Source organism: Brevibacillus sp. NRS-1366 (assembly GCF_050467985.1).
In genome coordinates, this window is the sequence record NZ_JBITPN010000036.1 from 69,232 (window position 1) to 81,634 (window position 12,403).

The 12,403-nt window shown below is 47.1% G+C and carries 9 protein-coding genes; all 9 read left to right on the top strand.

All coding sequences use genetic code 11. From position 1 onward, the window contains the following. Window positions 1-144 precede the first annotated feature (144 nt). The 9 genes from ACIFQN_RS24710 to ACIFQN_RS24750 all read left to right on the top strand — a co-directional run bounded on the left by ACIFQN_RS24710 (window position 145) and on the right by ACIFQN_RS24750 (window position 12,251). The gene (locus ACIFQN_RS24710; protein WP_429835696.1) at window positions 145-1,371 is read left to right on the top strand and encodes an MFS transporter; all 1,227 of its coding nucleotides are present in this window, start codon (window positions 145-147) and stop codon (window positions 1,369-1,371) included. After that, window positions 1,368-2,801 (top strand): M20 family metallopeptidase, encoded by a 1,434-nt coding sequence (locus ACIFQN_RS24715; RefSeq protein ID WP_429835697.1) that lies wholly within the window; start codon window positions 1,368-1,370, stop codon window positions 2,799-2,801. Before ACIFQN_RS24710 ends, ACIFQN_RS24715 begins: the two co-directional genes overlap by 4 nt. A 112-nt stretch (window positions 2,802-2,913) precedes the next feature. Next, window positions 2,914-3,900 (top strand): glutaminase, encoded by a 987-nt coding sequence (locus tag ACIFQN_RS24720; protein ID WP_429835698.1) that lies wholly within the window; start codon window positions 2,914-2,916, stop codon window positions 3,898-3,900. Between the two features lie 344 nt (window positions 3,901-4,244). Continuing rightward, a complete protein-coding gene (locus tag ACIFQN_RS24725; protein WP_429835699.1) occupies window positions 4,245-5,207 on the top strand; it encodes a carbohydrate kinase family protein in 963 nt (320 codons plus the stop codon). A 237-nt stretch (window positions 5,208-5,444) separates the two neighbouring features. Further along, entirely contained in the window at window positions 5,445-7,094 is a 1,650-nt protein-coding gene (locus ACIFQN_RS24730) for an ABC transporter substrate-binding protein (protein ID WP_429835700.1), read from the top strand. 52 nt (window positions 7,095-7,146) lie between these two features. After that, window positions 7,147-8,256, top strand: coding sequence for an aminopeptidase (locus ACIFQN_RS24735; RefSeq protein WP_429835701.1), 1,110 nt, complete (start codon window positions 7,147-7,149; stop codon window positions 8,254-8,256). 20 nt (window positions 8,257-8,276) lie between these two features. Further along, entirely contained in the window at window positions 8,277-9,278 is a 1,002-nt protein-coding gene (locus ACIFQN_RS24740; protein ID WP_429835702.1) for a dipeptidase, read from the top strand. Window positions 9,279-9,325: 47 nt separating this feature from the next. Then, complete coding sequence (locus ACIFQN_RS24745; protein WP_429835703.1) at window positions 9,326-10,801, top strand: M81 family metallopeptidase; 1,476 nt, start codon at window positions 9,326-9,328, stop codon at window positions 10,799-10,801. A 19-nt stretch (window positions 10,802-10,820) separates the two neighbouring features. Next, window positions 10,821-12,251 carry a serine hydrolase domain-containing protein gene (locus ACIFQN_RS24750; RefSeq protein ID WP_429835704.1) on the top strand — a complete coding sequence of 477 codons (1,431 nt, stop codon included), beginning with the start codon at window positions 10,821-10,823 and terminating at the stop codon, window positions 12,249-12,251. Window positions 12,252-12,403 lie beyond the last annotated feature (152 nt).

Here is a 12,403-nt window from a genome sequence, read left to right on the forward strand (position 1 = left end):
TGTCGTTAATTATGCGGTAAATAAGAATCAGTTCAATCTTCTTTTCTCTTTATTAGGTGAAAACAAGCGTGGATCAGGTTGAATGCGCTTTCTCCAAAAAGAGAGACGATCTTGGAAAGCAACCAGAAGGAGGTATCCACAGATATGGTATCAGCGCGCACGAGGAACTGGATTTTGGCTTTACTTTTTTTAGGCTGGGCATTAGGAAACCTGGACCGTTATGTGATGAACTATGCCATTTTGGCGATCACGGAAGACTTACAGCTCAGCGCCTCATCCACGGGATTATTGCTCAGCAGCTTTTTCGCAGGCTATGCCCTCATGCAAATGCCAGGGGGATGGCTGGCAGACCGATTCGGTTCGAGAAAAGTACTCATTGCTTCTGTTATTATGTGGTCTATTTTTACTGCCTTGACCGGAGCGGCATGGTCCATGGCTTCTATGATTCTGATCCGTTTTCTGTTCGGAATTGGGGAAGGCGGATTCCAACCAGCCAGCTCAAAAATAATTGCCCAAGCGTATCCCCGGGAAGAACGCTCCCGTGCCATGTCTGTGATGCTGTCATCGGGGGCGATTGTAGGGCTGTTCGTTCCGATCTTGTCCGCTGCGATGATCAAGACGGTTGGCTGGCGCACCATGTTTGTCATTATCGGTGTGATCGGCGCTATCATCGCCTTTTTATACTGGCGCTTCATCAAGCTGCCAAAAGAAGAAACGACCTCAGCAAATCCTGCAAGTACCTCCGCCAATCAGAAAGGCTCGCTTGCCTTGCTGTTTAAAACACCACTCTTGTGGAATCTGTTAATTGCGTATTTCAGCATATACGCCGTGAACTGGGGCCTCGCGACTTGGCTGCCTACTTATCTCGTCAAAGTGCGTGGGCTTGATCTGGTATCCCTCGGCTGGTTGCAGATGATCCCAGGAATCGCAACCTTGGTAGGGGTGTATGCGAGTGGATATGTGTTGGACAAGCTACCGCGGGGCAGAGAAAAAACATTAGGGAGCCTTGCATGTGTTTTGATCGGAATCCTGTTGTACCTCATGTTTAACGCTTCGAGTGTGGCGATCTTCATTACGTATCAAACAATCGTGACGCTATTCATTTCCTTTGTGATTATTCTGTTGCCTTCAGTTGTTCTGAAAAACCTGCCAGCTTCAGTAACGGGCACAGGCATGGGTATCGTGAATACAGGTGGACAGCTTGCTGGTTTCATCACGCCGATGGCGATTGGATTTATCGTAGAAGCATTCAATGGTTCGTTTGCAGCTGCGTTTTGGATGCTGATCGGTTTTTCTGTCATTTGCATTGGGGCACTTCTGACGATGAACTATGAAAAAGGAGAGCTGCTTAGAGGGGAGCGTACAGCATGAACAAGCAAGAAATCATTTCAGCTTTGATCGAGAAAAAAAGAGATACGTTCATAACTGTGAGCGATAAAATTTGGGAAACCCCGGAGATTTACTTTGAGGAACATCGATCCGCCGAATATTTGTGCAACGCGCTGGAAGCAGAGGGCTTTCAGGTGGAAAAAGGGATTGCTGGACTCGATACGGGATTTGTCGCCAGCTTTGGCAGCGGAGGGCCAGTGGTAGCCATTCTGGGAGAGTACGATGCCTTGACCGGCTTGAGCCAGAAAAAGGGCATGGTCACAAACGACCCGATCATTTCCGGGGGGCATGGGCATGGCTGCGGACATAACCTGCTGGGTGCGGGAGCATTTGCAGCAGCCGTAGCTATCAAGGATTACATGGAACAGACGGGCCTTGCAGGCACTGTGAAATACTTTGGCTGTCCGGCAGAAGAAGCCGGCTCTGGAAAAGCGTATTTGGCACGTGCCGGCTTGTTTGCTGATGTGGATTTTGCTCTCTCCTGGCATCCTGCGACGACACCGGGCATCATGAATATCAGTTCACTTGCGAATTACTCGGTTCGCTTCCAGTTTCATGGGAAAAGTGCCCACGCTGCGGCTGCTCCGCACTTGGGACGAAGTGCTCTGGATGCCGTCGAGCTGATGAACGTCGGGGTCAACTACATGCGAGAGCATATGATCCCCGAAGCACGGGTGCATTATGCGATCACCGATACGGGTGGGATCTCGCCGAATGTCGTACAGCCGTATGCCGAAGTCGTTTATTTGATCCGCGCTCCGAAAAAGCAGCAAGTGAAGGAATTGTATGACAGAGTGTACGATATCGCCAGAGGTGCTGCTTTGATGACTGGCACCACGATGGAAACCGTATTTGAAGGGACGGCTTCCAACCTCGTACCGAACACCGTGCTGGCAAAGGTGATGCATGAAAACATGGTGGCAGTCGGTGTGCCTTCCTACGATGAGGATGATCAGCGTTTCGCCAAACAAATCCAGGAGTCGCTTTCTGCCGAGGACTTGCGAGCTGCGCTTGTCGGCGTGGACAAAGAAACGGCCAAACAATTAAAAGGCAAGGCGATTGCCGATGTCATCGGTCCGCTTCCGCAGTATGAGTTTACACTGGCAGGCTCAACAGATGTGGGAGATGTCAGCTGGGTCGTACCGACGATGCAATGCATGACGACGTGCTGGGCGCTGGGAACGCCTTTCCATACGTGGCAGGTCGTCTCGCAAGGCGCGATGCCGATCGCTCACAAAGGCATGCTGCAGGCAGGAAAAGTAATTGCTTGCACAGCGATCGAAGCCATGGAAAATCTGGCGATTATCGAACAGGCAAAAGCGGAATGGCAGGAGCGTTTGGAAGGGGAGGAATACACTTCCTTGATTCCAGACCAAATACTACCACCGAAAAAAGCACAGCTAACCATCTAATAAGGAAGTTCAAAAAGTCCGATTTGTTTGTTCTCCTTTTTGAGCAACTACGATGAGAGAAATTTTGTCCAGCGCGAAGGGAAGAGTGGAAATGCAAGGGGTTCAGCATACAGTGGGAACAAATCGAGAGACGGCACCGGATCAAAATCAGGTTCAAGATGACGTAAAGAGATGGGTCGAGCAGTATCGGGGAGAAGCCCAAAAAGGACAGTGCGCGGCGTATATTCCTGCACTGGCAAAAGCAGATCCAGCGCAGCTAGGCATTTGTGTCATCGGCCCGGACGGAACAAAAGCGGCCGCAGGTAATTGGGAGGTCGCCTTCACTTTGCAAAGCATTTCAAAAGTGATCAGCTTCATTGCCGCCTGCATGCATCACGGCATTCCGTATGTGCTGGAGAGGGTGGATGTCGAACCTACGGGAGACGCATTTGACTCCATGATCCGATTGGAGATGCACAAACCAGGAAGACCCTTTAATCCGATGATCAATGCGGGAGCCATTACCGTCTCTTCCTTGCTCCAAGGCCATTCGACGCAGGCAAAATTCGAGTCCCTCATAGCCATCATCCAAAGCATGACAGGGCGTCAGCATCAGATCAATGAAGAAGTGTACGAGTCCGAGTGGAAGACGGCTCATCGCAATCGCGCGCTCGCTCATTATTTGACTGCGACCGGTTTTCTTGGCTGCGGGGCGGAAGAAGCTTTGGAAGTATACATCCGGCAATGCTCTATAGAGGTAACGACAGAAGACATCGCCATGATCGGTTTTATTTTAGCCCATGACGGCTACCATCCGATTCGCAGGGAGCAGCTTTTTTCCAAAGAAATAGCGAGGCTGACGAAAGCGCTGATGGTAACGTGCGGCATGTACAATGCTTCCGGTAATTTTGCCGCTTTTGTCGGTGTGCCAGCCAAAAGCGGCGTATCCGGCGGGATTATGGCAGCCGTTCCTCCCAGAGGGCGACCTGGACAGACACCTTTTGGGGAGGGATGCGGGATCGGCGTATATGGCCCGGCTATCGACCAGTACGGCAACAGTGTAGCTGGGACCGTACTGCTAGGGCACATAGCTGGCGCTTGGGATTTATCGATTTATTAAACAATCGCTCATGTAACACAGAGAACTCGCCTGATGATGGCGAGTTTTTTGGTTTCGTCTAGTGTTGCCCGGCTCCTTTTCCTATGCGCGAATTCCTTTCCAAAAAATCCTCCAAATATTTTTTACCTGCAGCTGAATATAGGTGCTTCCGTAGAAGGGCTGCGCAAGCCTCTACGGATCGATCCTGAGCGCTTGAAAATAGCATGGGAAGAAGGCAAGTAGATGAAAAGGCGATTCAACAAGAATTTCCCAAGAGCGGGACAGTAAATCTGGAACGGGTTGAGTGGAAATAGGAACGTATGCCATACTGGAAGGCATCTGGTAGAAGAGGGAGAGAGAAGAAGATGCTGGATGTCGTTGCTTGTGGCGAGCTATTGATCGATTTTACGCCTGTGACCCATGCCGAAAAAGGAAAAATCGCCTTCGAGCAAAACCCTGGAGGAGCTCCGGCGAATGTCCTCACTGCGTTGTCGGGTTTCGGAAAGAAGACGTCTTTTATCGGAGCAGTGGGAAACGATGCCTTTGGTCGTTTTTTGAAACAGACCTTGATGGGTGCAGGCATCGGAACCGAGGGGCTTGTCTTGACGGATGACGCTCCTACTACTTTGGCCTTTGTGCATATTGACCAGCGATCAGACCGTTCCTTTTACTTTTACCGCAATCCGGGAGCAGATACGATGCTGTGTGAAAAAGACATAAACGAGGAATTGGTGGCACAGGCACGCCTCTTTCATTTTGGCTCGCTCTCGCTGACACATGAGCCTGCAAGATCGGCAACGAGAAAAGCTGTGGAGATCGCAAAGGAAAATCAGCGCCAGGTTTCATTTGATCCTAATTACAGAGCATCACTGTGGGAAAACGCCGATGAAGCGAGACGGATGATTCTATCGGGCATTCAGCAGGCCGACATCGTCAAGCTGTCCGAAGAAGAAGTTGCTTTTGTAGCGCCGACGAATGACGTGCAAGAGGCTACTGAATGGATAATCAAGCAATACGGCAACCAAATCATTCTTGTTACGCTCGGGGCAAAAGGCTGCTTTTATCGGACGCCTAATCATTATGGGATCGTGGAAGGCTTCAAGGTTGATGCGGTCGATACGACAGGTGCAGGGGACGCTTTTTTCGGGGGGATGTTGTATCAAATACTGGAGGCAAAAGAAGAAATGACGGCACTCTCCGCGCAGGACCTCGAACAGATGATTCGGTTTGCCAATGCCGCAGGTGCGATTGCCACGACTCGGACAGGCGCCATTCCTGCTATGCCTACCTTGGAAGACGTAGAATGGTTAATAAATAGAGGCAAATAGAAGAGATAAATATGGCTTGAACAATCAAAAACGGCTGTCGATGGTAGCTCATGAAGAGACTGAGCCATCGAGCAGCCGTTTTTTCGTGGGAAGGGGGAAAGTTGAGTAAAGTATTTATTTGTTCAGAAGATTATGGTATAAATGTAAATACTCCTACAAAGAATACGAATAGGAGAATTAAATTCTTTCGAATGTAAGATGTAATGAAAGCGCTTTTACAAAAAGAGGGGGATATTTATGGTCAAAGGCAGATGGAGAAGCAGATTTTTTAGCGCTTGCATGCTGGCGGTAATTGCTATGCTGGTAGTGAGTGGTTGCAGTGGAGGTACCTCGAATTCAGACAATGGAACTACAAATTCTGAAAAAACGAGTGGTCAACCTAAAACTGGTGGAACCATTACAATCGGCTACCCACAAGAACCAGATACGTTTGACGTTCATAAATCGAATGGTGCAAGCGTAACGGACGAAATTGCCGGACTGATGGGCGGGACACTTCTTTACATGGATCCAACCACACATGAGATTAAGCCACATCTGGCGGAGAGTTACACAATCACTCCGGATGGAAAAACATGGACGTTTAAAATGCGTTCCGGCATTACCTTTCACGACGGTACTCCTTTGACCGCCAAGTCATTCAAAGAAACGTTTGATCGGATTTTCGATCCGAAAACAAAGGCAACGTCAGTTTTGTCCACATTAGGGGCAGTGAAAACGGTGAAGGCACCTGATGATCAAACGCTTATTTTGGAATTAAAGGAACCTTTTGCTCCGCTGCTTATTAACCTATCTATTCCTGGTTGGTTACAGCCTATGTCTATGCAGGCAATCGAAAAATCGGGTACAGACTATGGAAGAAACCCTGTTGGAGTGGGGCCGTGGAAGTTTGAAAGCTGGCAGCCAGGACAGGCCGTTACTCTCACACGCAATGACCAATACAAGTGGGCTGAGCCGTATTATGAAAATAGAGGTCCGGTTCGACCAGACAAGCTTGTCTTTAAATTCATTATTGACAATCAAACCAGGCTAGCAGCTTTGGACAGCGGTTCTATCGATATCGCCCTAAACGTACCGGCTAAAGAGATCAAAAAGTATAGAAACAGTGACAAATTTGAGGTTATGGAAAGAATGAGAAGCGGTATCGGTCTGTTCCTGGAGATGAACATGAGGACAGAAGCTCTCCAGGATGTTCAGGTGCGTAAAGCTTTGAACATGGCGATTAATAAAGAAGCAATCATTCAAGCAGCACTGCAGGGTGAAGGAGAAGTCGCTCACAGCTTGTTGCCTCCTACTCTCTTTGGCTACGACAAAGCAGTTGAAGAACTGGACTATAAGTACAGTCAAGAGGAAGCGAAAAAGCTCCTGGATGCAGCTGGCTGGAAGATGAGTGCTGAAGGAAGTAGAGAAAAGAACGGTAAAAAACTTAGTTTAACCTTGCTTTCCAGTGAAAGCCAGGCCAAAGAAACACAGCTCGTGCAAGCGATGCTGGGTGAGCTGGGGATCAAAGTTACCATTAACAATATGGACCCTGGCGCCATGTTGGATGCAGCGAGCAAAGGACAGTTCGATCTCACTGTTATGTCTTATACGGATGTCGAACCAGATATTTTTTACCTGTTCTTCCACTCTAGTCAAATCGGTGTCTTTAACGATTCGGCGATTAATGACCCCAAACTAGATGAGTTATTAGTGAAGGGTCGCACTACCGTTGATCTGGAGGCCAGAAAACGGGTCTACTCAGACATACAAAAATATATGATTGAGCAAGTCTATATTGTTCCAATCTACATCGACAAGCAGTTTATTGTAGTGAATAAACGTGTGAAGAACATGAAGTTAGGTCCAGATCGTCTACTCTATACGGACACTTGGGTGGCTCAGTAAGTTACCCTACTCCTTCCTTTTGCAAAAAAATAACGGAAGAGGTGTTATTAACATGTTGGACCCACGACTTACGAAATTGGCTGATGTACTGGTAAACTACTCTACCAAGGTGCAAAAGGGCGATCATGTATTAATCGAAGCGATTGAAATTGACACACCATTGATAAAAGAACTTGTGAAAGCAATCTATAAAGCAGGCGGACATCCATTTGTGAATATGAGCGAATCTTCTGTACGTCGCCAGCTTTTGATGGAAGGAACGGAAGAACAATTTAAAACCTGGGCTGACCTTGATAAATATCAGATGGAAAAAATGCAAGCGTGCATTATGATTGACGGTGAATTTAATATCAGTGAACTCTCAGATGTACCCGATGACAAGATGAAGCTGTTTGCTTCGCTATACAAACCCGTTAGGATGGTGCGTCTAAAAACAAAATGGGTCTATCTCCGTTATCCGAATCCTTCTGTGGCACAGTTGGCTACTATGAGTACAGAAGCGTTTGAGAACTTCTACTTTGATGTGTGCACGATGGACTACGCCAAGATGGCAAAAGCCATGGAGCCTCTAAAAGAATTAATGGAGAAAACAGACCGCGTGAAGATCACGGGACCAGGTACAGAGCTTACTTTCTCAATCAAAGGCATTCCGGCGAATCCATGTGCAGGTGAATACAATATTCCGGACGGAGAAGTGTATACGGCACCGGTTCGGGATTCTGTGAATGGTGTGATCACGTATAACACACCGTCCCCTTACCAAGGTTTTACGTTCGAAAACATTCGTTTGGAGTTTAAAGACGGGAAGATTGTCAATGCGACAGCGAATGATACAGAGCGAATCAACAAAATTTTAGATACGGATGAAGGCGCCCGTTTCATCGGGGAGTTTGCCATCGGTGTTCATCCTGCCATTCGGGAGCCGATGTTGGATATCTTATTCGATGAAAAAATCGATGGCAGCTTTCACTTTACACCGGGTCAATGCTACGAAGATGCCGCGAATAATGGGAACCAGTCTGCCATTCACTGGGACATGGTGATGATCCAGCGTCCAGAGTACGGTGGCGGAGAGATTTGGTTTGATGATCAATTGATTCGCAAAGACGGACGCTTTGTCATTCCTGAATTGGAGAGTCTTAACCCGGAAAATCTGAAGTAGTGTGAAAAGGAGCGATACGCATGACACATATCATTGACGGTCATTTTGACTTGTTGTTAGACGTTGCCGTTCAAAGAGAGCAGGGCAGAAGAAAAGTGATCGAAACGGATTTTTTGCCTGAGTTTGTGGCAGGCAAAGTGAATATAATTGTCGCCGCTATTTTTATCGATGACAAATTTTTACCGGAGATGGGCATGCGTAAAGCACTTCAGCAAATCAGTGCTCTGCATGCGGAAGCGAGTGAATCACCGGATAAAATCATGGTTTGTAAGAACGCTGATGATATCCAAACAGCGAAAGAAACGGGTAAAGTGGGTCTTGTCCTGTCTTTAGAAGGGGCTGAGCCTCTATCAAACGATTTAAGTATGATTCGCGTTTTTTACGAACTGGGTGTTCGTTTTATGGGTCTGGTTTGGAGCAGACGTAATTTCGTTGGCGATGGCAGTCATTTTACTCCAAAGCGTGAGGGCAGAAAGGGTGGACTCACCGATTTTGGCGTGCAAGTGGTCGAAGAGGCGGAAGCGATGGGAATGATCATCGACGTGAGTCACTTAAACGACGAGGGCTTCTGGGATGTCATGGAGTTTGCTAAAAAGCCAATTATTGCCTCTCATTCCAATTGTCGATCGATCGTTAACTCCATGCGTAACCTCACGGATGAGCAGATCAAGGCGATCGCTTCCACCAATGGTGTTATCGGCATGAATGGCGTAAACATTTTTGTAGCAGATACGGATGAAGAGTCTGACCTGGAACACCTCATTGACCATGTGGATCATATCGTCAAGCTGGTGGGTGTGGAACACATCGGGCTAGGTCTTGATATGATCGAGCCATTTATGAAGTACGATTCTCCAGGGAGTTTGGATGAGCTGCCGCGCAAAGATTTTGATGTGGTAAAAGGACACGCCAAGATACCTGATTTAATCCGTGCTCTCTCGAAAAGAGGGTATAAGGATGAAGCCATTGAGCGAATTTTGAGCAAAAACTTTATGAGAGTGTACCGTGAAGTTTGGAAGTAGAATCGATCATTAAAAATAATTCTGACTTTGAAGGAGGGGGAAGACAAATGAGATTTGCAATCGGTGTCGTAGCTCACGAGACAAACACATTTTCCAGTGTACCTACAACAGTGGAGTCCTTTAAGCAACTAGAGTGGGAGCATGGACAAGCGATTCTGGATAAGGGTAGAAATGTGCGTGACTTTGTAGGAGGGATGATTGATAGGGCAGAAGAGTTGGGGATTGAATTGGTACCCACTTTCTCTGCTTTTGCCGAACCATCAGGAATAATCACAAAGGAAACGTATGAAATAGTAATAAAGGAGTTACTTGATGGTATCAAACAAGCAGGAGAGATAGATGCCGTTTGTCTGGGGCTACATGGAGCAGGAGTAGTAGAGGGGATTGATGATCTGGAAGGAGAGATTTTACAAGCAGTTCGCTCTGTTATCGGCTACTCCATTCCACTTACCGCAGCCCTTGACCTGCACGGAAATCTGACCGAGAAAATGATAGCGGAAGCAGATGCACTTTTTGGCGTTCATTTATATCCACATGTGGACATGTATGAACGAGCTGCCGAAGCAATTGACGTTGCCCATCGTATGGTAAAAGGCGAGTGCAAACCTGTAATGCATCTTACAAAGCTGCCGCTGATGATCCCAACCTCGACGACCAATCTCTCACCTGCAAAGGACATTAATGAAGCGTGCTACAAGTGGGAGAGTGAGCCAGGAGTCATCGACTGCGCGTTCTTTCACGGTTTCCCCTATACCGATACACCTGATGTGGGCGTCTCCATTATCAGTGTCGTAGATGGCGACAAAGAACTGGCAAAGCGAGTGACAGAGGATGTTGCAAGACTGGTTTGGGAAAAGCGGGATGAGTTTACACCGCATGTTCTTACTTCTACAGAAGGCATACAGGAAGCACTTGGGTCAGAAGGCTTGCCTGTTGTCATTAATGAAACCTCTGACAATCCTGGCGGGGGTACACCTGGAGATGGGACTCACTTGCTGAAAGCGATGCTGGAAGCAAAGCTGGAGAATGCCTGCTTTGGTTTTATCTACGATCCAGGTGTTGCGCAAATCGCTCATGAGGCTGGGGTCGGCTCAACAATCGAAGTAAAGCTGGGCGGTAAAACGGATACGCTGCACGGAGAATCACTATCTGTCATAGCCTATGTAAAAAGCTTGTCGGACGGAAAGTTTATCGCTTCAACTCCGATGGGAAAAGGAAGTCAAGTCAATTATGGTAAGTCAGCAAGACTGCAGGTAGGCGGGATAGATATACTCGTTTGTTCTGTGCGAGCCCAGGTGATGGATGAACAGATTTTCCTGTTGCATGGCATTAACGTTTTGGAGTATAAGATTGTCGCGCTAAAATCCAGCCAACACTTTAGGGCTTCCTTTGAACCGATCGCAGCCCGGATCATTACGGTAGACTCACCTGGACTTACCTGCCTGCAATTTACCCAATTCGATTACAAACGACTTCAACGCCCCATTTATCCGCTTGATCAGGAAACTGTATTTCCAAAATGAAAAAGTAAGGATGATGGAAATGAGTACCCACAGTTGGACACAATCTTTTGAAGAATACACGCAGAAGCTTTTGGATAATACAAAGACACCAGGCGCGATCCTTGCTCTTGCGCAAAATGGAGAACTTCTTTATCATCAAACGTTTGGCTATAGCGATGTGGAGCACAAAACGAAGATCACACTGGACACGGTTTTCGGGATCGGTTCCTGCACGAAATCATTTGCCTGCGCAGCTATTATGCATCTTCAGGATGCAGGAAAACTGTCTGTTCACGACCCAGTAGTGAAGTACCTTCCCGAATTCCGAACTCCAGATGCAGAGAAAACCAAACAGATGACTATTCACCACTTTATGACACACACGACTGGATTGCCACCTTTGCCGACGCTTACTTACGCATTGAAACGTAGTCTGGAAGCAGATCCTGACTTGCAAAAATCTAGCGAAGGGGAAATGTTTAACAAGCAGCTTGCCAATCATGCTCCACTTGACACATACGAGGACGTGATGAATTTTATTACGTCTTTTAATTTCCAATTGTTGGGGGAACCAGGAACCTACTATAGTTACTCAAATGATGCTTATGGATTACTTGGTGCGATTATCGAACGAGTGAGCGGGAAGTCATTTGAAGCGTACCTGAAAGAGAGTATTTTGGATCCGGTTGGAATGACCAATTCTGTTTTCCACCTTGAAGAGCTTCAGGGGCATACGGACATAGCCATGCTGTACACTTCCAAGGGAGCTGGCTCCGAGAAGAAAGTGTTTGCCTCTCCAGCTCCGTGGGATGCCCCGCCTATGCGAGCGGCCGGTTTTCTAAAATCAACCGTGCGAGATCAACTGAAATACCTGGAGATATTCCGCACAGGCGGCTTAGTTGACAACAAGCGAATTCTTTCCGCTGCTAGTGTAGAGCAAATGATTACACCTTTTTTCAAAACTTCACCGAACCAATATTATGGGTACGGCTTCGGTGTGAGTACTGATTTCCACGGATCAACTTTGGTGGAGCATGGCGGAAACATAAAGGGTGTAAGTGCGCAAATCTATCTCGTTCCAGAACAAGGTATCACGGGAGTAGTTCTGACGAATCTAGTTGAAGCGCCAGCACCTACACTCATGGTAGCTTCCTTAAACGGATTTCAATCAAGACCGCTTGATACACCAGCAATCTCGTATCATGTACAAGAATTACCGACTGATCAGGCAAGTCAATATGAAGGAGCATTTGCAAGTAGCGAAGGCGGTGAACCTCTCAGGATCAAGGGGGAGGATGGCGCGATTGTGATGAAAGATGACAAAGATTCCTTCGTGTTGAGTTATGTTGGCGAAGATTCTTTTATTACAAAAATAGATGACTATGATATGACTGTAGGTTTCTTGAGGAATAACGATGGAGAAGTAAAAGGAATTCTCTTTTGCTCCAGGTACATGAATAAAGTCGAATAAATTACCTCCAAGATAGAAATGCACATAAAGCCTTTACTATGGCGATTAACAAAGAAGCGGTTATTCAGGCAGACTTACAGGGAGAAAGTAAGCCTGCCTACGGACCGATCCCTCCTTCTCTGTTTGGTTGCGATGAAAATATCAAACAATAT

What these genes read in the sequence shown, in the direction of transcription:
- ACIFQN_RS24710 (WP_429835696.1), top strand. Translation starts at nt 145, where the DNA reads ATGGTATCAGCGCGCACGAGGAACTGGATTTTGGCTTTACTTTTTTTA.
- ACIFQN_RS24715 (WP_429835697.1), top strand. Translation starts at nt 1,368, where the DNA reads ATGAACAAGCAAGAAATCATTTCAGCTTTGATCGAGAAAAAAAGAGAT.
- ACIFQN_RS24725 (WP_429835699.1), top strand. Translation starts at nt 4,245, where the DNA reads ATGCTGGATGTCGTTGCTTGTGGCGAGCTATTGATCGATTTTACGCCT.
- ACIFQN_RS24730 (WP_429835700.1), top strand. Translation starts at nt 5,445, where the DNA reads ATGGTCAAAGGCAGATGGAGAAGCAGATTTTTTAGCGCTTGCATGCTG.
- ACIFQN_RS24735 (WP_429835701.1), top strand. Translation starts at nt 7,147, where the DNA reads ATGTTGGACCCACGACTTACGAAATTGGCTGATGTACTGGTAAACTAC.
- ACIFQN_RS24740 (WP_429835702.1), top strand. Translation starts at nt 8,277, where the DNA reads ATGACACATATCATTGACGGTCATTTTGACTTGTTGTTAGACGTTGCC.
- ACIFQN_RS24745 (WP_429835703.1), top strand. Translation starts at nt 9,326, where the DNA reads ATGAGATTTGCAATCGGTGTCGTAGCTCACGAGACAAACACATTTTCC.
- ACIFQN_RS24750 (WP_429835704.1), top strand. Translation starts at nt 10,821, where the DNA reads ATGAGTACCCACAGTTGGACACAATCTTTTGAAGAATACACGCAGAAG.